Here is a 21,184-nt window from a genome sequence, read left to right as displayed (position 1 = left end):
GCACGCACGATGGATGCGATCGTCTTCGCGCTGCTCAACGGCACCATCTACGGCCTGCTGCTGTTCATGGTGTCGGCCGGGCTGACGCTGATCTTCGGGATGATGGGCGTGCTGAACTTCGCGCACGCCTCGTTCTACATGCTGGGCGCGTACTTCGCGTACACGCTGCAGCCGTGGGTGGGCTTCGGGCCCGCGGTGCTGCTGGCGGCCGTGCTGGCCGGTGCGGTCGGCATGGCGGTGGAGCGCTGGTTCCTGCGGCGCGTGCACCGCTACGGCCATGCGCACGAACTGCTGCTCACCTTCGGGCTCTCGTTCATCATCGCCGAGCTGATCAAGCTCTTCTTCGGCAACCACCCGGTGGACTACCGCGTGCCGCCCGCGCTGGACGGCTCGGCCTTCGCCATCGGCGCGCAGCAGTACCCGCTGTACCGGCTGCTGATGGGCGGTGTGGCGCTGGCGATGTTCGCCGCGGTCTACCTGCTGCTGACGCGCACCCGCGTGGGCATCGTCGTGCGCTCGGCCATCTACAAGCCGCACATGGCCGAGGCGCTGGGCCACAACGTGCAGCTCGTGTTCATGGGCGTGTTCGGCGTCGGCGCGATGCTGGCGGGCCTGGCCGGTGCGGTGGCCGGCGCCTTCTATACCACCAGCCCCAACATGGCGCTGGAGATCGGCGTGATGGTGTTCGTGGTGGTGGTGGTGGGCGGCCTCGGCTCGCTGGGCGGCGCGATGGCGGCCTCGCTGCTGCTGGGCACCGTCACCTCCTTCGCGGTGGGCGTGGACGCCAGCCTGGCCGACGTGCTGGCCTGGGTGGGTGCACGCGCCTGGGCCGAGGGCGTGGGCGGGCTGCTCACGCTCAAGGTGTCGAGCCTGGCCGCCACGATCCCGTTCGCGCTGATGCTGCTCGTGCTGCTGGTGCGTCCCCAAGGCCTGATGGGCGAGAAGGCCTGAAGCGATGCGCAGCCAATTCCTACTGCCCCTGGCGGGCGTCCTGGTGCTGGCCGTGCTGCCGGCGGTGCTGCCGAGCGGCCTGCTCAATGCCTCGGTGCAGATGCTGATCTCGGCGCTGTTCGCCTGCGCGTACAGCCTGCTCAGCGGGCGCGCCGGGATGCTGTCGTTCGGCCACGCGGCCTACTTCGGCGTGGGGGCGTTCGCCACCGCCCATGCGATGAACGCGCTGGGCGGCGCGGGCCTGCTGCCCACGCCGCTGCTGCCGCTGGCGGGCGGCCTGGTCGGCCTGCTCGTCGGCGTGGCGGCGGGCTGGTTCGCCACGCAGCGCGCGGGCACCGCGTTCGCGATGATCACGCTGGCCATCGCCGAGCTGCTGCATTCGCTGGCGCCGCAGCTGCCCGGCTGGTTCGGCGGGGAGTCCGGCGTGTCCACCATGCGCATGCCCGCATGGGGGCTGGACTTCGGCTCCACCGTGCACGTGTACTACGTCGCCCTCGCCTGGGTGCTGCTGTCGCTGGCCTGCCTGTACTTCCACGCCCAGACGCCGCTGGGGCGGCTCACGCTGGGCCTGCGCGAGAACGCGCACCGGCTGCGCTTCCTGGGCTACGACGTGCACGGCCTGGGCGTGTCGGCCTTCGCGCTGTCGGCCATGTTCTCGGGCGTCGCCGGCGGCCTGCAGGTGCTGAGCAACGAGGCGGTGAACTACGTCGTGTTCGATGCCAGCGTCTCGGCGGCCGTGGTGCTCAACAGCTACATCGGCGGCGTGGGCACCTTCCTCGGCCCGGCGCTGGGCGCGGCGGTGATGACCTTCTTCGGCTATGCGGTGTCGGACACCACGCAGCTGTGGCTGCTGTACCAGGGCGTGCTGTTCGTGCTGGTGATGATGTTCGTGCCGCAGGGCATCACCGGCGTGTTCCTGGCCACCGGCGCGCTGATGCGCCGGCACGGAGCGGCGCGGGTGCTGCCCGGCCTGGCGGCCAGCGCGGCCGCGGTGCTGCTGCTGGCCGCGGGCACGGTGTTCCTGATGGAGGCGCTGCAGCGGCTGTGCTCGCAGGACTACCGCTCGCTGGCACGCATGGGCGAAGGCTGGCCGCCCCTGCAGTTGTTCGGCCGCGCCTGGGCGCCCGATGCGGCCTCCACCTGGCTGCTGCCCCTGGCGCTGCTGGCCGCCGGCGCCGCCGTGGCCCCGTTCGCACGCCGCCGCATCACCGACCTGCAGGAACAGGGCACCGCATGACCGATTCCATCCTCAGCCTGCGCGGCCTGCGCAAGTCGTTCGGCGCCACCGAGATCATCCGCGGCGTGGACCTGGAGCTGCCGGCCGGCGAGCGCCGCGCGGTGATCGGCCCCAACGGTGCCGGCAAGTCGACGCTGTTCCACCTCATCTCCGGCAACCTGACGCCCACCGCGGGCGAGGTGCTGCTGGACGGCCGGCGCATCGACGGCCTGCCGCCCCAGCGCATCAACCGCCGGGGCCTGGCGCGCTCGTTCCAGATCACCAACATCTTTCCCAGGCTCAGCGTGTTCGAGAACATCCGGCTCGCAGTGATGCGCAGCCACGGGCTGCAGTACACCTTCTGGCGTCCGGTCGGCCGCATCCGGGCGCTGCGCGAGGAGACCGACCGGCTGCTGGAGCGCGTGCGCCTGCAGCAGCATGCGCAGGAGCTGGCCGGGGAGCTCTCCTATTCGGGCCAGCGCTCGCTGGAACTCGCGATGACGCTGGCCAGCGATCCCCGCGTCATCCTGCTCGACGAGCCGATGGCCGGCATGTCGAACGACGAGACCGCGCACACCCTGGCGCTGATCCGCGAGGTGACCGAAGGCCGTGCGCTGCTGCTGGTGGAGCACGACATGGACGTGGTGTTCGCGCTGGCGGACCGCATCAGCGTGCTGGTCTACGGCCAGGTGATCGCCACCGGCACGCCGGCGCAGATCCGCGCCGACGCGGCGGTGCGCGAGGCCTACCTCGGCGAGCCGCATGACGAGGGCGCGGAGGTGGCGGCATGAACGGCACCGGAATCGCCGGCGAGCCGGCGCTGCTGCAGGTCGAGAAGCTGCACGCGCACTACGGCAAAAGCCACATCCTGCGCGGCGTGTCGATGTCGGTCGCGCGCAGCGAGGTGGTGAGCCTGCTGGGCCGCAACGGCTCGGGCCGCTCCACCACCCTGAAGGCCATCATGGGCCTGGTGGCGCCCACCGGCGGCCAGGTGCGGCTGGACGGGCAGGCGCTGGGCGGCCGGCGGCCGCACACGATCTGCCGCGCCGGCATCGCCTACGTGCCGGAGGAGCGCGAGGTCTTCGCCAACCTCAGCGTGGAGGAGAACCTGCACATGGGCGAGCAGGCGCCGGCCGGCGGTGCGCCGCGCTGGACGCTGGCGCAGATGTTCGACTACTTCCCCCGGCTGCGCGAGCGCCGCAACACCAAGGCGGGCAGCCTGTCGGGCGGCGAGCAGCAGATGCTCACCATCTGCCGCTCGCTGCTGGGCAACCCGCGCGTGATCCTGATCGACGAACCCACGGAGGGCCTGGCGCCGAAGATCGTGGCGCAGGTCAGCGAGTGCATCCAGGACATGCACCGCCGCGGCGTCTCGGTGGTGCTGGTGGAGCAGAAGCTGGCCATCGCGATGAAGGTCTCCACGCGTGTGTTCGTCATGGGGCACGGCCACATCGTCTTCGAGGGCACGCCGCAGGCGCTGCAGGCCGACACCGCGCTGCTGGCGCAGTGGCTCGCGGTGTAGCGGCCGCCCCGTGCCGAACCGTCCCGTCCTTCCACACCCGCCATCGAGGCCCGACATGCCCACCCCACCCGACAAGGTCATCATCTCCTGCGCCGTCACCGGCTCGGTCCACACGCCGACGATGTCGCCCTACCTGCCGCTGACGCCCGACCAGATCGCGGAGCAGGCGATCGAGGCGGCCGAGGCGGGTGCGGCCATCCTGCACCTGCATGCACGCGACCCGGCCGACGGCCGGCCGACGGCGGACCCGGCGGTGTTCACGCAGTTCGTGCCGCGCATCCGCGACGCCACCGATGCGGTGATCAACATCACCACCGGCGGCAGCACGCGCATGACGCTGGCCGAGCGCCTGGCCTACCCGCTGCAGGCGCGGCCGGAGATGTGCTCGCTGAACATGGGCTCGATGAACTTCTCCATCCACCCGGTGGCGCGCCGCATCGGCGAGTGGCAGCACGACTGGGAGAAGCCGTACGTGGAGGGCATGGAGGACCTGATCTTCCGCAACACCTTCGCCGACATCCGCCACATCCTGCGGGTGCTCGGCGAGGAGGCCGGCACGCGCTTCGAGTTCGAGTGCTACGACATCGGGCACCTCTACAACCTCGCGCACTTCGTCGACGAAGGCCTGGTGCGCGGGCCGCTGTTCATCCAGGGCATCTTTGGCATCCTGGGCGGCCTGGGCCCCGACCCCGAGAACCTGGTGACCCTGAGGGCGACGGCCGACCGGCTGTTCGGGCGCGGCGGCTACCGCTTCTCGGTGCTGGGCGCGGGCCGCCACCAGATGCCGCTGCTCAGCATGGCCGCGGTGATGGGCGGCCATGTGCGCGTGGGCCTGGAGGACAGCCTCTACCTGGGCCGCGGCCAGCTGGCCCGGTCGTGCGCGGAGCAGGTGCGCAAGATCCGCCGCATTCTCGACGAGCTGTCGCTGGACGTCGCGACACCGGCCGAGGCGCGCGCGATGCTGGGCCTGAAGGGCGCCGGCGCAGTGGCTTTTTGACGGAGTGGAACGCAAGCGATGAACAAGATGCTGGAAGGCCGCGTGGCGGTGGTGACGGGCGCGGGCGGCGGCCTGGGGCGTGCCCATGCGCTGGCGCTGGCGCGCCATGGTGCGCGCGTGGTGGTCAACGACCTGGCGACGGCCCAGGGGGAGGCGGCGGCGCTGGCGGTGGCCGGCGAGATCACCGCGCAAGGGGGCGAGGCCATCGCGCATGCGGGCGACGTCACCAGCTTCGCGCAGATGGAGGCGATGGCCGCAAGCGCGCTGGGCGCCTGGGGCCGGCTGGACATCCTGGTCAACAACGCGGGCATCCTGCGCGACCGCAGCTTCGCGAAGATGCCGCTCGACGACTTCAGGCTGGTGCTGGACGTGCACCTGATGGGATCGGTGAACTGCACGAAGGCGGTGTGGTCCGTCATGCAGGAGCAGCGCTACGGCCGCATCGTCTTCACCACCTCGTCGTCGGGCCTCTACGGCAACTTCGGCCAGTCCAACTACGGGGCGGCCAAGATGGCGCTGGTCGGGCTGATGCAGACGCTCGCCATCGAGGGCGAGCGCTACGGCGTGCGGGTGAACTGCCTGGCGCCCAGCGCCGCCACCGGCATGACCGAGGGGCTGCTGCCCGCCGAAGCGCTCGCCCGGCTCACGCCCGAGCGCGTGAGCCCCGGCGTGGTGGTGCTGGCCGGCGAGGACGCCCCCACGCGCACCATCCTGCTGGCGGGCGCGGGCGGCTTCGAGTGCGCGCACGTCACCATGACACGCGGCATCGCCATCGCGGACGACGAGCCGGCCGCGCAGGTGCTGGCCGCGCGCCTGGCCGAGGTCACCGCCCGCGAGGGCGAGGTGGTGCCGCGCCAGGGCTGGGAGCAGTACGAGCTGGAGGTGGCCAAGGCCGCCGGGCTGGCGGCCGCGTAGCCCAGTCTGCCTCACCGTAGGCGTTTCCGGCAAAAGGCGGAAGAATCGCGGCCACGTTCCATCAGACCGGAGCACCTCCATGCCGCTGCACCGCCGCTTCCTGGCCCTCCTGGCCCTCCTGGCCCTGGCCTGCCTGCTCGCCGCCCCGGCGGCGCGGGCGCAGGCGCAGGGCAAGTTCATCGTGATGGCGTCGACCACGTCGACCGAGCAGTCCGGCCTCTTCGGCCACCTGCTGCCGCTGTTCAAGCAGGCCACCGGCATCGACGTGCGCGTGGTCGCGGTCGGCACCGGCCAGGCGCTGGACATGGCCCGCCGCGGCGATGCCGACGTGGTGTTCGTGCACGACCAGCCCGCCGAGGAGAAGTTCGTCGCCGAGGGTTTTGGCCTGCAGCGCCGGGCGGTGATGTACAACGACTTCGTGCTGATCGGCCCGGCTGCCGACCCCGCCGCCACGCGCGGCAAGGACATCGCCGGCGCGCTGCGCAAGCTCGGCGCGGCCGGCGCCGCGTTCATCTCGCGTGGCGACAAGAGCGGCACCCACGCGGCCGAACTGCGCTACTGGCGGGCCGCCGGCATCGACGTCGCCGCCGCCAAGCCCGCCGGCTACCGCGAGTGCGGCTGCGGCATGGGGCCGGCGCTGAACATCGCCGCTTCGAGCAACGCCTACCTGCTGGCCGATCGCGGCACCTGGCTCAACTTCAAGAACCGCGGCGCGCTCGCGGTCCTCGTCGAAGGCGACCGGCGCCTCTTCAACCAGTACGGGGTGATGGTCGTCAACCCGGCCCGGCATGCGCACGTGAAGCTGGACCTGGCCCAGGCCTTCGCCGACTGGGTGGTGTCGCCGGCCGGGCAGGCGGCGATCGCCGGCTACAAGATCGGCGGCGAATCGGTGTTCTTCCCGAACGCGGGGTCTTGAGCCGCCGGGCCGCCGCGTCGGGCACCGCGGCCGCGTGCGCTGCGTGCGGGGCCTGAAGAAGGACGCGCCGGCCGTCAGCGCTGCAGGCTGCGCAGGTCCTCGGCCGTGTTCGCGTTGAAGAAGGCGGCCGCGTCGTCGAACAGCACCTCCACCGCGCGGTGCCGGGCCATCCACAGGCCGACCTTGCGCTCACCCTCGTGCAGGAACTCGCGCAGGCTCTCGGCGAGGCCGGCCTTCAGCAGGCAGAACACCGGATGCCGCTGCAGGCGGCCGTCTTCGAGCGTCGCGGCGATTGCGATGTCGGCATCCTCGCGCTGCAGCGCCTCGGCCAGGCGCTCGACCAGGTCGGGCGGGAAGTTCGGGCTGTCGCAGGGCACGCTCGCGAGGTAGGCCGTCTCGCAGTGCTCCAGCCCGGCAAGCAGGCCGGCCAGCGGACCGGGATGGTCGGGCAGGGGGTCGGGCCAGACCGGGGCGCCCATCGCCTCGTAGGCCGCGATGTTGCGGTTGGCGTTGACCATCATGCCGCCGACCTGCGGCGACAGGCGCAGCAGCGCATGCAGCGCCAGCGGCAGGCCGCGGTGGTTCTGCAGGCCCTTGTCGGCGCCGCCCATGCGGCTGCCGCGGCCGCCGGCCAGCACGAGGCCGGTGATCTCCTCACGCAGCAGGGTCATGTCTCTTGTCTCACGTTTCGAGCAGGTCGAAGCCCTGCGTCTCCACCTGGACGAAGGCCCGGGTGAGGGCGGCCACCGCGCGCCAGGCCTCGGCGCGCGGATGCGCCTCGACCGCGGTGCACAGGTCTTCCAGCCAGGGCTGCAGGTGGGTGCGGAAGAAGCGGCGCTGCTGCTCCAGATTGCAGACCGCGGCGTCGTCGCCGGCGATCAGGTAGCGCATCACCTCGCACAGGTAGGCGACGTGGTCTTCGGTTTCCGCGCGGCCGGCGTCGCGCCCGAGGCCCAGGTGCTGCAGGTCCTGGCGCAGCAGCGCGAGCGGGCGCTCGTTGAGGAAGCCCGTCAGGTAGAACGAGCCGTAGAGGAATACCTCCGGCTTGCCGACGCCGCCGAACAGCGCGTCGTGCTCCTCGGCGGCGGCCGCGGCCGTGGTGCCGCGCATCGTGTGCACGAGCGCCATCCACGGCGCCTCGAGGTGGCCGCCGGACTGCGGCGCCTCGGTCACCGCGACGCGGAACTGCGCGAGCAGCGCTTCGTCGGGCGGTGCCAGCCACAGCCGGGACAGCAGGCCGTAGAGCTCGGCCCGGGCCAGCTCTTCGCTGTCGCCTGCGCCGGGGGTGAAGTGCAGCGTGGCGTTCATCGGGGCAGCTGTTGGATGCGGACTTCGTCGGGGCGGGTGTGCAGGTCGATGACGCGGCAGTCGCCGCACATCTTCAGGCGCTCGGCCGCCGCGCCCTGGAACGCCGCGTGGCCGGCCAGCTTGCTCACCATGCGCTCGATGGCGAGCAGCGTGCCGAAGGGCTTGGCGCAGCGCACGCAGTGGAAGGGCGCCATCTCGTTGAGCACGCGCGGCGCCTTGCGGGCACGCCCGGCGTCGGCCAGCCACAGCCGGGGTTCGAGCGTGATGGCGTCTTCCGGGCAGGTGCTGGCGCACAGCCCGCACTGCACGCACTGCTTCTCGGTGAACAGCAGCTGCGGCCGCTCGGGGTTGTCGCCCAGTGCGCGCGGCGGGCAGGCGCCCACGCAGGCCAGGCACAGCGTGCAGCGGTCGGGGTCGACCTGCAGGCTGCCGAAGGGCGAGCCCGCCGCGGGCAGGGCGATCGCTTCGGCGGGCGCGGGCGCCGAGGCCAGCAGGTGCTCCAGCGCCAGCTCCAGCGTGCCGCGCTTGTCGGCCTGCAGCGCGAACGCGGCGGGGCGCGCCACGCCCTGGGCCGGCGGCGCGCGCAGCGCGGCATCGAGCGCCCGCGTGTCGGCCGCTTCGATGAGGCGCAGGTGTTCGCCGGCGTACCCCATGCCGCTCAGGAGGGCCTGGCCCACCGCGACCTGCTCGGCGAGGGCCTGCCGGTAGGGCGGCGCCTCGTCGCCCGTCAGCAGCACCCAGACCTGGCTGGCCCCGTAGGCGATGGCGGCCAGCCACAGGTCGAGCCCCGCGCTGGCCGGGTGCCACAGCGGCACCGGGAGCACGCGGGCAGGCACGCCGTTCAGCGTGCGGTCGAGGCGCGCGGCGCGGCCCAGCGCTTCGATGCGGGGTGTGCCGGCCTCCTCGCCGTGCAGCAGCAGCGCCGCGTCGCGGCCGCCCGCCTGCGCGTAGGCGCCCAGCAGGGTGCGCAGGCGCCGGCCCTGGTCGGCCATGCCGGGGTAGGCGTACGACAGCGCTCCGCTGGGGCAGACGGTGGTGCAGGCGCCGCAGCCCACGCACAGGTGCGGCTCGACGACGATGCCGCCGCCGGCCTTGCCGGCCCGGGCCTTGCCCTTGTTCGACGCATCGCTGCTGACGGCCTGCGCGGAGCAGATGTCGATGCAGGCGCTGCAGCCGATCTGCTCGTTGCGGCTGTGCGCGCACAGCCGCTGCTCGTAGCGGAAGAAGCGGGGCTTCTCGAATTCGCCGGTCATCTCGCGCAGGGCGAGCACCGCCTCCATCAGCGCGGTGCCGTCGCCGCCGGTGCGGAAGTAGCCCTGCGGCGGCTGGTGCATCCCGAGGGCGGGCGCGGCCTGCAGGTCGAGCACCAGGTCGAAGTGTTCGCGCACCACCTGCGGCGGCCGCGTGAAGTCGATCGCACCGGCCGCGTCGCACACGCGCACGCAGTCGCGGTGGCTGCGGCAGCGGTCCATGTCGACCTGGTAGCCCAGGCCGATGGCGCCTTCGGGGCAGGCCTCGACGCAGGCGTTGCAGCGGGTGCACAGGTCGAGGTCGATGGGGTTGGTGCTTTCCCATTCGGCCTCGAACCGCCCCAGCCAGCCGGCGAGCCGGGTCAGCCGGCCGTGGTGCACCGGGCGGTCGTGGTTCTGCGCGATGTGCCCCCCGTCGACGAGCAGCGTCGCCTCCATCTGGCTGCCCAGCAGCAGGGCGGCGCGTTCGGCGGCCTCGGCGGGGCCGATGACGAGGCAGCGCCCCGACGAGCGGTAGCCCACGGTGGCCACCGGCTCCGGCGGCGGCAGCTGGGCCGCGGCCAGCAGCGCGGCGATCTTGGGCGTCGCATGGCGCGCATCGCGCGACCATCCGCCACTTTCGCGGATGTTGACGAAGCGGATCGGCCGTTCGTCGAGCGCGGCGGCGCCTTCGGTCTGCTGTGCGAGTTCGAGGAAGAGCGGCCGTTCCTGCGTGCAGGCCACGAGCAGGTCGTCGCCCGCGCCGGTGGCGATGGCCGCGCGCTGGAAGGCGCCGGCCTCGCGTCGGCAAAGCAGGCTGTGGACGTGCTCCAGCCCGTCAGTGCTGGCCCCCGGCGTCGCCGCCAGGGCCTGGCTCAGGGCCGGCGCGTCCAGCGGCATCGTCCGGTTGCAGTCGCAGATCAGTGTTTTCATCGGGGTCGGGCGGTGGCTGGACCGGGTCTTCGTCGAACAGGCCGAGAAGGTGGGATTGGCGCAGCTGCTTCAGCATGCCGGCCGGGAGGGGATCGGGCGTGTTGTAGTCGTCGATGTAGGTATCGAGCCCGTCCATCACGTTGAAGTGCGGGTTGCTGAAGAGCTTCCTGAGGGCGGCGTTCCGCACGTCGCTGCCGACGCCCCGCGCGACGAAGCGTGCGTAGTCCGACTCGTGGGTGAGCGCGGCCACGTCGTCGAGCGTGGGCAGGGGCGGGGCGGGCGCTTCGGCCGGCGGCGGCGCGCCCGCTGCCTCGGCCGCGGCCGAGGCCAGCGGCTGCCCCGGCGGGACGGGCGCGGGCCGCACGGCGGCGGGCGCCGGCGGCGCCTCGGGCAATGCCGCGCCGTGCTGCGACAGCACCTTGCGCCGCGACCAGCGCGACAGGAACCCGGCCCCGTCGTCCGCCATGTCAGCGGCGCTCCGGGGCGCGGAACGAGGCCGGCCGCCTGCGCTGCTTGGGCTCCGGGCGGTAGTGCGCATCGGTGTAGGCCTGCAGCCAGGCCGTGACGTCGGCGGGCAGCGGCACGTTGTCGACACGCTCCTGCGCATCGAGCAGGCGCCCCGCTTCGTTGTACGACAGCGTCACCATCTCGGGCCAGGCCTGCGACGGATCCGCATCGCTGCAGCGCCACATGACGAACCAGACCGGCGCGCCGGAGGTGAGGTTGAGGTAGTAGCCCTCGGCTTCGTCGCGGTGCAGCGACACGGTCAGTCCGGGGAAGAGGAACTGCGCCAGGTGGCCGTCGTCGCGCAGCTGGCGCGGCGCCTCGCCGAAGAGGCCTTCGTCGAGCAGGACGTCGGCGATGCGGAAGCCCCAGGCCTCCCAGCGGTTGGGCTGACGGCGGCGCTCGATCAGCACCGCGGCGTGGAGCGAGGGCGTGCGTTCCATGTCGGCCGATTATTGGCCTGGCTGACGAGGCGGGCGGCAACCCGAGGTGTCTGCTCGGGTTCGTTGGGGTGTGACCCTATTGCCCCGGATGGGTGCCCTAAGATCATATGAACTGCGTTGCATGCCCGACAGGGTAGCCAAGTATTCGGAGATGCCGATGAGCAAGAGCCCCAATACGGTAGCCACCACGACGACCCCCGCGCCTTCCAGCCCCGTCAGCCGCCGCGGCGTCGTGGCTGGTGCGGGCGTCGCAGGCGCCGCCGCCGCGGCCGCGATGCTGCTGCCGCGCGGCGTCCAGGAAGCGGTGCCGGCCACGGCCGCGGCGGCACCGGACGCCCCGAAGTCCGGCGGCGGCTACCAGCTCACCGAGCACGTGCTGCGCTACTACAGCACCACGCGGGTCTGACGGCGGCCACGCTATCGCCGGCCCCAGGACGAACACAGGACCCCGCCATGCTGCTCACCCGCAAGTCCACCTCCCATGCCGCGGCGCCGTCGAGCCTGGTCGCCAGCCTGGCGCGCGGCGTCTCGCGCGCGGTGCCGACGATGGACCGCCGTGCCTTCCTGCGCCGCTCCGGCCTGGGCGTGGGGGCCGGGCTGGCCGCCTCGCAGCTCACGCTCGTCAAGAAGGCGGCAGCGGCGGACCCGGCCGCGCCGGCCGGCAGCGGCAAGATCGAGGTCAAGCGCACGGTGTGCGGCCACTGCTCGGTCGGCTGCGCGATCGACGCGGTGGTCGAGAACGGCGTCTGGGTGCGCCAGGAGCCGGTGTTCGACAGCCCGATCAACCTGGGCTCCCACTGCGCCAAGGGGGCGGCGGTGCGCGAGCACGGGCACGGCGAGTTCCGTCTCAAGTACCCGATGAAGCTGGTCGACGGCAAGTACCAGCGCATTTCGTGGGACGTCGCGCTGAACGAGATCAGCGCCAAGATGCTGGAGCTGCGCAAGCAGAGTGGGCCCGATTCGATCTTCGTCGTCGGCTCGTCCAAGCACAGCAACGAGCAGGCCTACCTGCTGCGCAAGTGGATGTCGTTCTGGGGCAGCAACAACTGCGACCACCAGGCCCGCATCTGCCACAGCACGACCGTCGCCGGTGTCGCCAACACCTGGGGCTACGGGGCGATGACGAACTCCTACAACGACATGCAGAACGCCAAGGCGGCGCTGTTCATCGGCAGCAACGCCGCCGAGGCGCACCCGGTGTCGATGCTGCACGTGCTGCACGGCAAGGAGAACGGCTGCAAGCTGATCGTCGTCGACCCGCGCTTCACCCGCACCGCCGCAAAGGCCGACGACTACGTCCGCATCCGCTCGGGCACCGACATCGCCTTCCTCTTCGGCGTGCTGTACCACGTCTTCCAGAACGGCTGGGAAGACAAGAAGTACATCGAGGACCGCGTCTACGGCATGGACAAGGTGCGCGAGGAGGTGCTCGCGAAGTGGACGCCCGACAAGGTGCAGGAGGTCTGCGGCGTCGACGAGGCCACCACGTACCGCGTTGCCAAGACCATGGCCGAGAACCGTCCCAGCACCATCGTGTGGTGCATGGGCCAGACGCAGCACACCATCGGCAACGCGATCGTGCGGGCCTCGTGCATCCTGCAGCTGGCGCTGGGCAACATCGGCGTGTCCGGCGGCGGCGCGAACATCTTCCGCGGCCACGACAACGTGCAGGGCGCGACCGACGTGGGCCCCAATCCCGACTCCCTGCCGGGCTACTACGGCCTCACCGAAGGCTCGTTCAAGCACTTCGCCGCCACCTGGGGCGTCGACTTCGACTGGGTCAAGCAGCAGTACGCGCCGGGCATGATGACCAAGCCCGGGATGACGGTCTCGCGCTGGATCGACGGCGTGCTGGAGAAGAACGAGCTGATCGACCAGGACAGCAACCTGCGCGGCCTCTTCTTCTGGGGGCACGCCCCGAACTCCCAGACCCGCGGCCTCGAGATGAAGCGGGCGATGGACAAGCTCGACCTGCTGGTGGTGGTCGACCCGTTCCCTTCGGCCACGGCCGCGATGGCGGCGATGCCGGGCCAGGCCGAGGACCGCAACCCGCAGCGCGCGGTCTACCTGCTGCCGGCCACCACCCAGTTCGAGACCAGCGGCTCGTGCACGGCCTCCAACCGCTCGGTGCAATGGCGCGAGAAGGTCATCGAGCCGCTGTGGGAGAGCCGCACCGACCACATGATCATGTACCAGCTCGCGCAGAAGCTGGGCTTCGACAAGGAGCTGGTCAAGAACTACAAGATGCAGCAGGTCAAGGGCATGGACGAGCCCGTGCCCGAGGACATCCTGCGCGAGGTCAACCGCAGCGTCTGGACCATCGGCTACACCGGCCAGAGCCCCGAGCGGCTGAAGGCGCACATGCGCAACATGAACGTCTTCGACATCAAGACGCTGCGCGCCAAGGGGGGCATCGACAAGGAGACCGGCTACTCGCTCGACGGCGACTACTTCGGCCTGCCCTGGCCCTGCTGGGGCACGCCGCAGATGAAGCATCCCGGCACGGCCAACCTCTACGACACCAGCCTGCACGTGATGGACGGCGGCGGCAACTTCCGCGCGAACTTCGGCGTGGAGCGCGAGGGCGTCTCGCTGCTGTCCGCGGAGGGCTCGCACAGCAAGGGCGCCGACCTGACGATGGGCTATCCGGAGTTCGACCACCTGCTGATGAAGAAGCTCGGCTGGTGGAACGAGCTCTCCGCGGAGGAGCAGAAGGCCGCCGACGGCAAGAACTGGAAGACGGACCCGACCGGGGCGATCATCCGCGTGGCGATGAAGAACCACGGCTGCCATCCGTTCGGCAATGCCAAGGCGCGTGCGGTCGTCTGGAACTTCCCCGACCCGATCCCGCAGCACCGCGAGCCGCTGTACAGCACGCGCGCCGACCTGGTGGACAAGTACCCGACGCACGACGACAAGAAGGCGTTCTGGCGACTGCCGACGCTGTTCAAGAGCGTGCAGGAGCGCAACAAGGACATCGGTCGGACCTACCCACTGATCATGACCAGCGGCCGGCTGGTCGAGTACGAGGGCGGCGGCGAGGAGACCCGCTCCAACCCGTGGCTCGCCGAGCTCCAGCAGGAGATGTTCGTCGAGATCAACCCGAAGGCGGCCAACGACCGCGGCATCCGCAACGGCGAGTACGTGTGGGTCAAGACGCCGCCGATGCAGGCGCTGGCCGGCTTCAAGGGCATCCGCGTCAAGGCCCTGGTCACCGAGCGCGTGGGGGCGGATACGGTGTTCCTGCCCTTCCACTTCTCGGGCCGCTGGGGCGGGGTGGACCTGGCGCAGTACTACCCGGAAGGCGCCATGCCCATCGTGCGCGGCGAGGCGATCAACACCGCCACCACCTACGGCTACGACAGCGTCACGATGATGCAGGAAAGCAAGACCACGCTCTGCCAGATCGAGAAGGCCACGGCCTGAGGAGACTTCATGGCTCGAATGAAATTCATCTGCGACTCGGAGCGCTGCATCGAATGCAACAGCTGCGTCACCGCGTGCAAGGCCGAGCACGAGGTGCCGTGGGGCGTCAACCGCCGCCGGGTCGTCACGCTCAACGACGGCCTGCCGGGCGAGAAGAGCATCTCGGTCGCCTGCATGCACTGCAGCGACGCGCCCTGCATGGCGGTGTGCCCGGTGGACTGCTTCTACCGCACCGACGAGGGCGTGGTGCTGCACGACAAGGATGTCTGCATCGGCTGCGGCTACTGCAGCTACGCCTGCCCGTTCGGTGCGCCGCAGTTCCCGAGCAACGGCACCTTCGGCCTGCGCGGCAAGATGGACAAGTGCACCTTCTGCGCCGGTGGCCCCGAGGAGCACGGCAGCCAGGCCGAGTACGAGAAGTACGGCCGCAACCGGCTGGCCGAAGGCAAGCTGCCGGCGTGCGCCGAGATGTGCTCGACCAAGGCGCTGCTGGGCGGCGACGGCGATGTCGTCGCCGACATCTTCCGCAACCGCGTGCTTGTGCGCGGCAAGGGCAGCGAGGTCTGGGGCTGGGGCACCGCCTACGGCAAGCCGTCGGAGAGCGGCATCGGCCAGCCGAAGCCGGGGACTGGCAAGTCATGAGGGCGCGCACGCACCGATGGGCGTCGCCCGCACTGCTGGCGTTGTGCGCGGCACTCGCGGCGTGCACCGAGCAGCCGCAGGTCGCGGGCACGCACCGGGCGCACGAGCAGGCCTGGCAGGGCAGCCGGCAGCCGGGCTTCAACGCGTCGGGATGGAAGGCCAGCGACCAGGCGGCTTGGGAGCAGCAGATCCGCAGCCGCACGCAGGGCCAGAACGAGTATTCCCGGGCTGTCGGGCAGCCCTAGAGCCAGCGAGGTGCCGCCGATGAGATCCGCCTCCCTCCTGCTGCAGCGTTGCTGGCTGGCCGCGGCACTGGCGCTGGCGGCGGCCGGCGTGACGGCGCAGCAGCCGCCTGCCGAGCCGGTCGCGGGCCCGCCTGCCGGCTTCGTCGCGCCGGCCGAACCGAAGCCCGACGAGACCAACGCCCAGCGCGCCAAGTCGCAGCCGGGCAACAACGCGCCGTTCTGGCGCGGCGTGCGCGAATCCGGGCACCAGGAAGGCTTCACCAGCTTGCCGGGCGTGGAGAAGGGCGTGCTGATCCAGCGCTTCGTGCAGTACCCGGGCTCGCGCTTCACCACGGCCGGCGAAGCCTGGCGCGAGGTGCGCAACCGCTGGATCATTCCGTACGGCGGTTCGCTGCTGCTGATCGCGCTGCTGGCCATCGTGCTGTTCTACTGGCGCCGTGGTGCCATCGGCCATGGCCCCGAGGCCGAGACCGGCCGCAAGATCGAGCGCTTCACGCCGTTCGAGCGTGCCGCGCACTGGTCCAACGCGGCGGCCTTCGTCGTGCTGGCGGTCTCGGGCATCGTGATGGCGTTCGGCAAGTTCTTCCTGTTGCCCTGGATGGGCGCCTCGCTGTTCGGCGCGCTCACCTACGGCCTGAAGACGCTGCACAACTTCGCCGGGCCGCTGTTCGCGGTGTCGCTGCTGATCGTCTTCCTCACCTTCGTGCGCGACAACCTGCCGCGCCGCGAAGACCTGGCCTGGCTGCGACGGGCCGGCGGGTTGTTCGGCGGCGCCGAGGTGCCGTCGCACCGCTTCAATGCCGGCGAGAAAATCGTGTTCTGGGGCGGCGTGCTGCTGCTCGGCGGCCTGGTCGTCGGCTCCGGGCTGGTGCTCGACAAGCTGCTGCCCGGCCTCGACTACACCCGCGGCGAGATGCAGATCGCCCACATGATCCATGCCAGCGCCGCGGTGCTGATGATGGCGATGTTCCTCGGCCACATCTACCTCGGCACGATCGGCATGCGCGGCGCCTACCGGGCGATGCGCGACGGCGAGGTCGACGAAGCCTGGGCCCGCGAGCACCATGCGCTCTGGGAGGCCGACATCCGCGCCGGCAGGATCCCGGCGCGCCGCTCCCGGCCCGCCGCAGCGGCCGGCGTGCCGCGCCAGGCCTGAACCACCACGGGGTGCCCATGAAACGAATCGCCTCGCTCTCCCTGCTCGCGATGGCAGCAGCCGGCTCCGCTGTCGGCAAGCTGCCCGAGCCCTCACCCGAAGCCAAGGCCAAGGCGGCCGAGACCGCCGCACGGACGGCATGGTCCGGCAAGGTGGCCGACTACCAGTTGTGCCAGTCGATGGACAAGGTGGCGGCGGCCTACCATGCGCAGGCGAAGGCGGCGGGCAAGGACGTGCAGCCCGTGGCGACGCCGGCCTGCGTCGATCCGGGCGCCTTCAGCTACACGCCGCCGGAGGCCAAGCCGATCGAGGCCGCGGGCGCCCATTCGCCGCCGCAGACGGCCACCTCGCCGCCCAGCACGACCGAGCCCGCGGCGTCCGCTCCCAAGCGGTGAGGCTTCCCCGATGAGCGCTGGCAGCACCGCGCGGGCACGACCCCTCGCCGGGCGCAAGCCCTTCCTGACCGCGGCGGGCGCGCCGTTGACGCGCGAGATCGCCATCCTCGACGAGTTCGGCGAGCGGCGCGGCATCCACATCCCGGCCGAGCGCCCGTTGACCGTGTACGTCGACAAGCGGGAGCTGGTCACGCTGATGACGCTGGGCGCCTCGCCCGAACTGCTGGTGCTGGGTTACCTGCTGAACCAGCGGCTGATCGCCTCGGCGGACGAGATCGACGCGATCACCGTCGACTGGGAGGTCGAGGCCGCCGCGGTGCAGACGCGTGGGGGCATCGGCGACATCGACGCTCGCACGGCGCGGCGGATCGTCACCACGGGCTGCGGGCAGGGCACGGTGTTCGGTGACCTGCTGACCGCCCTGGATGCCGTGCGGCTGCCGGGCGCGCAGGCCGCGCGCATCCGCCAGGGCACGCTGCACGGCCTGCTGGAGGTGGTGCGCCAGCAGAACAGCATCCACCGCAAGGCCGGCTCGGTGCATGGCTGTGCGCTGTTCCGCGGCGCGGAGATGCTGATGTTCATCGAGGATGTCGGCCGGCACAACGCGATCGACACCATCGCCGGCTGGATGGCGCTGAACGGCGTGGAAGGCGCCGACAAGGTCTTCTACACCACCGGCCGGCTGACCAGCGAGATGGTCATGAAGTCGGCCCAGATGGGCGTGCCCATCATCGTGTCGCGCAACGGCGTGACCGCGATGGGCTATGACATGGCGTCGAAGCTGGGCATGACGCTGTTCGGCCGGGCCTCGAACCGGCACTTCCTCTGCTACACCGGCTTCGAGCGCTTCGATGCCGAGCCCGAGCCGCAGCGTGCCCCCGTGCGCGTCGTGGCCGGTGGCTGAGGCGGGCGGATCAGGCCAGTCCGTCGAAGAGCCAGACGTCGACGAACTCGCCCGCGGCCACCGAGCCCTGCTCGTGTCCGAGCACCAGCAGCGCGTTGGCCTCGCTCATGCTGCGCAGGATGCCGGCGCCCTGGGTGCCGGTGGTCTGCACCTGCCAGCCCTCGGTGCCCGGGCTGACCACGGCGCGCTGGAACTCGGTGCGGCCGGGGCGCTTGCGGATCGGTGCCACGCTGCGTGCCCGCAGCACCGGCAGCGGCTGCGGCGTGGCGCCGGCCAGCTGCAGCAGCGCCTCCCGCGCGAAGACGTAGAAGGTGACCAGGGCGGCCACCGGGTTGCCGGGCAGCGCGAACAGCCAGCGCGGGCCGCCGTCCGCAGCGCGCAGCGGGCCGAACGCAAACGGCCGGCCCGGGCGCATCGCGACCTTCCAGAACGCGACCTCGCCCAGGCGGGCCAGCAGCGCGCGGGTGTGGTCGGCCTCGCCGACGCTGACGCCGCCGCTGGTGAGCACGGCGTCGGCCTGGGCGATGGCCTGTTCCAGCGTGGCCTGCAGCGCAGCGGGGTCGTCAGGCACCAGCCCGAGGTCGACCACCTCGACGCCGAGGCGCTGCAGCGCGGCGCGCAGGCTGCTGCGGTTGCTGTCGTAGACGCAGCCGGCGTCGAGGGCCTGGCCGGGCGAGCGCAGCTCGTCTCCGGTGGAGAAGAGCGCGACCCGCAGCCGGCGCCGCACCCGCACCGACTCGATGCCGAGCGAGGCGATCAACCCCATGTCGGCCGGGCGCAGCAGCCGGCCGGCATGCAGGGCCGGCCGGCCTGCGCTCAGGTCTTCTCCGCGGCGCCGGCGGTTGTCGCCGCGCCGGACCGCCCCCGGCTCGATGCGCACCCGCCCGTCGCCGGCCGAGGCCAGCTCCTGCGGCACGACGGTGTCGTGGCCGGGCGGCATGACGGCGCCGGTCATGATGCGCAGCGCGGCCAGCCGGTCGGGCACGCCGGCGAACGGCTGGCCGGCATAGACGGTGCCCTGCACCGGCAGGTCGAGCGGGGCGTCGTCGCGCAGCAGCGCGCCGTCGAAGGCGTAGCCGTCCATCGCCGAGTTGTCGTGCGCGGGGACGTCGATCGGGGACAGCAGGTCCTGCGCCAGTACACGGCCGAGCGCCTCGGGCAGGTCGACGGTCTCGTCGCCGGCGATGGGCGTCAGCGAGGCGGCGATGGCGGCGCGTGCTTCGGCGACGCTGAGGTTCTTGTCGCCCGCGGCGAGCGGGGAAGGGCCGAGTTCCGACATGCGGTGGTGTCCGTGCTGGGTACAGTGCAGGCTCGATTCTGCCCATACCGGATGCCCCGCCCGACCGCATGAACACCGTCGCCGACAGCCTGCGCCTGGCGCTGCAGCTCATCGGCGGCGTCGATGCGCAGCTCGTGAGCATCGTGACCCTGTCGCTGCAGGTCAGCGCGACCGCCTGCATGCTGGGCGCGGCCATCGGCCTGTGGCTGGGGGCGTGGCTGGCGGTGGTGCGCTTCCCGGGCCGCAACGTTCTGGTGTGGCTCATGAACACCCTGCTGGCCCTGCCCGCGGTGGTGGTCGGGCTCACCGTCTACCTGCTGTTGTCGCGCGCCGGGCCGCTGGGCAGCTGGGGCATCCTGTTCACACCCGCGGCGATGGTGGTGGCACAGACCATCCTGGTCGTGCCGCTGATCGCGGCGCTGTCGCGGCGCCTGGTGCAAAGCGGCCTGGAGGAGGGGGGAGACCAGCTGCGTTCGCTGGGCGCCAGCCCGCTGACGGCCGCCGGCCTGCTGCTGCTGCACGAGCGGTTCGGCGTGCTGACGATCCTGCTCACCGCCTTCGGCCGGGCGGTGGCCGAGGTGGGCGCGGTGATGATCGTCGGCGGCAACATCGACGGCGTGACACGCGTGATGACCACCGCGATCGCGCTGGAGACGAGCAAGGGCGACCTGCCGCTGGCGCTGGCGCTGGGCCTGGTGCTGCTGATGGTCGTCGGCCTCGTCAACCTGCTGATCGGCGGGCTGCAGCTGCGCGCGGCGGTGCCTGCTTTGGCGGCCGCCCCGGCCGGCGCGGCGTCCTGCCGGCCGCCCGGCGGCACCGCGGCCGGGCCGCGGCCGGCCGGCCTGCCGCTCGTCGAGCTGGCGCAGGTCGAGGTCCGGTTCGCCGGCGTGACGGCGCTGCAGGGGCTGACCCTCACACTGCGCCGCGGCGAGCGCCTGCTGCTGGTGGGTGCCAATGGCTCGGGCAAGTCGACGCTGCTGCGGGTGCTGCACGGGCTGCAGCCGTTCGATGGGCGCTCGCGGCGGCATCCGTTGCAGCCGGAGGGGCGGGCGCCGGTGGTGGCGATGCTGTTCCAGCGCCCGTTCCTGCTCAGCCTGTCGGTGCGGCAGAACGTGCTGCTCGGCCTGTGGCTGCGGCGGGTGCCGCGTGCGCAGCGGGAGGGCCGCTGCCGCGAGGCGCTGGAACGTGTCGGGCTGGCCGCGATGGCGGGGCGGCCCGCTCGCACGCTGTCCGGCGGCCAGCAGCAGCGGCTGGCGCTGGCCCGGGCGTGGGCCTTGGCCCCCGACCTGCTGCTCCTGGACGAGCCGACCGCCAGCCTGGATCCGGGCGCAAAGCGGGAGATCGAGGCGCTGATCGAGCAGATCGGCGCCGACGTCACGCTGGTGATGAGCACCCACAACCTCGGCCAGGCCAAGCGCCTCGCCGACCGGGTGGGCTATTTGGAGCAGGGCCGGCTCGTGGCGGTGCTGCCGACCGAGCAGTTCTTCAACGGCGAACTGCCGCGGGAGGCCGCGCAGTTCCTGCGGGGCGAGCTGCCCTGGTCCTGAGGCCGGGGGGGGCTTGTCAGCGCAGGCGCAGCGGGACGACGCTGTTGTCGTTGTTGGCCTCGACGAGCTTGATGAGCTGGAGCATGAACAGATCCCTTTCGGCCGGCGGCAGCTGCTCGATCGTGCGGTCGTGCGCGCGCTGCGCGGCGACGGCCATGCGCTTGACGAGGTCCCGGCCCTTACGGGTGATCTTCACGAGCTTGACGCGCCTGTCCAGCGGCGACTGCCGGCGCTCGACCACGCCGCGTGCCTCCAGCCGCGGCAGGACTTCCGCGACGCTGGTGCGCTCGAGCCCGATCTCCAGCGCCAGCGTGTTCTGGTCCATCTCGCCATGTTCGACCAGGACCGTCAGCAGGCTGTACTGCACCGGGGTGATGTTGAACCGCTGGGTTTCCTCCGCGAAGAGCCAGGTGTGGATCTGGTGCAGGCGCCGAATGAGGAAGCCGGGCCGGGAGAACAGCGCGGAGCGGGCCTGGCGCTGCGCCAACTCTTCCTGCATGGACTTGCGGGTGGGTTTTTCGATCATGTCGGCTGCACAGGAAGGCCTGCACGCGGGGAGGGCCGCTGCCCACGTCCACCGTTGCGGGGACGCGAAGAAAGTTTAGCGGCCGCCTGCCGCAGAAAGAAAAACACGGCCTGCGGGCCGTGTGGGGGGA

General features: G+C 71.7%; 22 protein-coding genes and 1 pseudogene. 16 read left to right on the top strand and 7 right to left on the bottom strand.

Annotated elements, in window-relative coordinates:
* The first annotated feature begins 9 nt into the window (after window positions 1-9).
* From V4F39_RS25335 to V4F39_RS25305, 7 genes are all read left to right on the top strand, one after another.
* Window positions 10-951 (top strand): branched-chain amino acid ABC transporter permease, encoded by a 942-nt coding sequence (locus tag V4F39_RS25335; protein WP_332293023.1) that lies wholly within the window; start codon window positions 10-12, stop codon window positions 949-951.
* 4 nt (window positions 952-955) lie between these two features.
* Window positions 956-2,188 carry a branched-chain amino acid ABC transporter permease gene (locus V4F39_RS25330; RefSeq protein ID WP_332293022.1) on the top strand — a complete coding sequence of 411 codons (1,233 nt, stop codon included), beginning with the start codon at window positions 956-958 and terminating at the stop codon, window positions 2,186-2,188.
* A complete protein-coding gene (locus V4F39_RS25325; RefSeq protein WP_332293021.1) occupies window positions 2,185-2,958 on the top strand; it encodes an ABC transporter ATP-binding protein in 774 nt (257 codons plus the stop codon). The genes V4F39_RS25330 and V4F39_RS25325 overlap by 4 nt, the downstream gene beginning before the upstream one ends.
* On the top strand, window positions 2,955-3,689 hold the full coding sequence (locus V4F39_RS25320) for an ABC transporter ATP-binding protein (RefSeq protein ID WP_332293020.1): 735 nt from the start codon (window positions 2,955-2,957) through the stop codon (window positions 3,687-3,689). The genes V4F39_RS25325 and V4F39_RS25320 overlap by 4 nt, the downstream gene beginning before the upstream one ends.
* A gap of 55 nt (window positions 3,690-3,744) precedes the next feature.
* The gene (kce, locus tag V4F39_RS25315) at window positions 3,745-4,686 is read left to right on the top strand and encodes a 3,5-dioxohexanoate:acetyl-CoA acetone transferase (protein ID WP_332293019.1); all 942 of its coding nucleotides are present in this window, start codon (window positions 3,745-3,747) and stop codon (window positions 4,684-4,686) included.
* An 18-nt stretch (window positions 4,687-4,704) separates the two neighbouring features.
* Window positions 4,705-5,601 (top strand): SDR family NAD(P)-dependent oxidoreductase, encoded by an 897-nt coding sequence (locus V4F39_RS25310; protein ID WP_332293018.1) that lies wholly within the window; start codon window positions 4,705-4,707, stop codon window positions 5,599-5,601.
* Window positions 5,602-5,680: 79 nt separating this feature from the next.
* Window positions 5,681-6,517, top strand: a complete 837-nt coding sequence (locus V4F39_RS25305) for an ABC transporter substrate-binding protein (RefSeq protein ID WP_332293017.1) — start codon at window positions 5,681-5,683, stop codon at window positions 6,515-6,517.
* 74 nt (window positions 6,518-6,591) lie between these two features.
* Here V4F39_RS25305 and mobA read toward each other — a convergent pair whose 3' ends face one another.
* From mobA to V4F39_RS25280, 5 genes are read right to left on the bottom strand one after another with little or no spacing between them, the layout of a single operon-like run.
* Complete coding sequence (gene mobA, locus V4F39_RS25300) at window positions 6,592-7,188, bottom strand: molybdenum cofactor guanylyltransferase MobA (RefSeq protein WP_332293016.1); 597 nt, start codon at window positions 7,186-7,188, stop codon at window positions 6,592-6,594.
* A gap of 10 nt (window positions 7,189-7,198) precedes the next feature.
* A complete protein-coding gene (locus V4F39_RS25295; RefSeq protein WP_332293015.1) occupies window positions 7,199-7,825 on the bottom strand; it encodes a TorD/DmsD family molecular chaperone in 627 nt (208 codons plus the stop codon).
* Window positions 7,822-9,987: a 4Fe-4S dicluster domain-containing protein gene (locus V4F39_RS25290; protein ID WP_332293014.1), complete on the bottom strand. Its 2,166-nt coding sequence runs from the start codon at window positions 9,985-9,987 to the stop codon at window positions 7,822-7,824. The genes V4F39_RS25295 and V4F39_RS25290 overlap by 4 nt, the downstream gene beginning before the upstream one ends.
* Window positions 9,893-10,453, bottom strand: coding sequence for a DUF3306 domain-containing protein (locus V4F39_RS25285; RefSeq protein WP_332293013.1), 561 nt, complete (start codon window positions 10,451-10,453; stop codon window positions 9,893-9,895). The genes V4F39_RS25290 and V4F39_RS25285 overlap by 95 nt, the downstream gene beginning before the upstream one ends.
* 1 nt (window position 10,454) lies before the next feature.
* Window positions 10,455-10,934, bottom strand: a complete 480-nt coding sequence (locus V4F39_RS25280) for a DUF3305 domain-containing protein (RefSeq protein ID WP_332293012.1) — start codon at window positions 10,932-10,934, stop codon at window positions 10,455-10,457.
* Between the two features lie 157 nt (window positions 10,935-11,091).
* On the opposite strand from V4F39_RS25280, the gene V4F39_RS25275 reads away from it, so the two are divergent.
* Genes V4F39_RS25275 through V4F39_RS25245 form a run of 7 tightly spaced genes read left to right on the top strand, consistent with a single transcriptional unit; the run spans window position 11,092 to window position 17,702 of the window.
* The gene (locus tag V4F39_RS25275) at window positions 11,092-11,340 is read left to right on the top strand and encodes a formate dehydrogenase (protein ID WP_332293011.1); all 249 of its coding nucleotides are present in this window, start codon (window positions 11,092-11,094) and stop codon (window positions 11,338-11,340) included.
* 47 nt (window positions 11,341-11,387) lie between these two features.
* On the top strand, window positions 11,388-14,360 hold the full coding sequence (locus V4F39_RS25270) for a formate dehydrogenase subunit alpha (RefSeq protein WP_332293010.1): 2,973 nt from the start codon (window positions 11,388-11,390) through the stop codon (window positions 14,358-14,360).
* A gap of 9 nt (window positions 14,361-14,369) precedes the next feature.
* The gene (gene fdh3B / locus V4F39_RS25265; RefSeq protein WP_332293009.1) at window positions 14,370-15,002 is read left to right on the top strand and encodes a formate dehydrogenase FDH3 subunit beta; all 633 of its coding nucleotides are present in this window, start codon (window positions 14,370-14,372) and stop codon (window positions 15,000-15,002) included.
* Entirely contained in the window at window positions 14,999-15,247 is a 249-nt protein-coding gene (locus tag V4F39_RS25260) for a hypothetical protein (protein ID WP_332293008.1), read from the top strand. The genes fdh3B and V4F39_RS25260 overlap by 4 nt, the downstream gene beginning before the upstream one ends.
* A gap of 19 nt (window positions 15,248-15,266) precedes the next feature.
* The gene (locus V4F39_RS25255) at window positions 15,267-16,403 is read left to right on the top strand and encodes a formate dehydrogenase subunit gamma (RefSeq protein WP_332293007.1); all 1,137 of its coding nucleotides are present in this window, start codon (window positions 15,267-15,269) and stop codon (window positions 16,401-16,403) included.
* A gap of 17 nt (window positions 16,404-16,420) precedes the next feature.
* The gene (locus V4F39_RS25250) at window positions 16,421-16,798 is read left to right on the top strand and encodes a hypothetical protein (protein ID WP_332293006.1); all 378 of its coding nucleotides are present in this window, start codon (window positions 16,421-16,423) and stop codon (window positions 16,796-16,798) included.
* 10 nt (window positions 16,799-16,808) lie between these two features.
* Complete coding sequence (locus tag V4F39_RS25245) at window positions 16,809-17,702, top strand: formate dehydrogenase accessory sulfurtransferase FdhD (RefSeq protein WP_332293005.1); 894 nt, start codon at window positions 16,809-16,811, stop codon at window positions 17,700-17,702.
* 10 nt (window positions 17,703-17,712) lie between these two features.
* On the opposite strand, the gene moeA is transcribed toward V4F39_RS25245, so the two are convergent.
* The gene (gene moeA / locus V4F39_RS25240) at window positions 17,713-18,981 is read right to left on the bottom strand and encodes a molybdopterin molybdotransferase MoeA (RefSeq protein WP_332293003.1); all 1,269 of its coding nucleotides are present in this window, start codon (window positions 18,979-18,981) and stop codon (window positions 17,713-17,715) included.
* A gap of 68 nt (window positions 18,982-19,049) precedes the next feature.
* On the opposite strand from moeA, the pseudogene V4F39_RS25235 reads away from it, so the two are divergent.
* Both V4F39_RS25235 and V4F39_RS25230 read left to right on the top strand, forming a co-directional pair.
* Window positions 19,050-19,802: pseudogene (locus tag V4F39_RS25235) on the top strand (ABC transporter permease); the annotation flags it as partial.
* A 66-nt stretch (window positions 19,803-19,868) separates the two neighbouring features.
* Window positions 19,869-20,528, top strand: a complete 660-nt coding sequence (locus V4F39_RS25230) for an ATP-binding cassette domain-containing protein (protein WP_378235092.1) — start codon at window positions 19,869-19,871, stop codon at window positions 20,526-20,528.
* Window positions 20,529-20,544: 16 nt separating this feature from the next.
* Here V4F39_RS25230 and V4F39_RS25225 read toward each other — a convergent pair whose 3' ends face one another.
* Window positions 20,545-21,054, bottom strand: coding sequence for a MarR family winged helix-turn-helix transcriptional regulator (locus V4F39_RS25225; RefSeq protein ID WP_332293001.1), 510 nt, complete (start codon window positions 21,052-21,054; stop codon window positions 20,545-20,547).
* Window positions 21,055-21,184: the final 130 nt, after the last annotated feature.

This window comes from Aquincola agrisoli (genome assembly GCF_036621135.1).
Lineage (GTDB): Bacteria > Pseudomonadota > Gammaproteobacteria > Burkholderiales > Burkholderiaceae_C > Aquincola > Aquincola agrisoli.
Note: the sequence above shows the minus strand (reverse complement) of the source record. Positions and strands in the feature narration are given on the sequence as shown.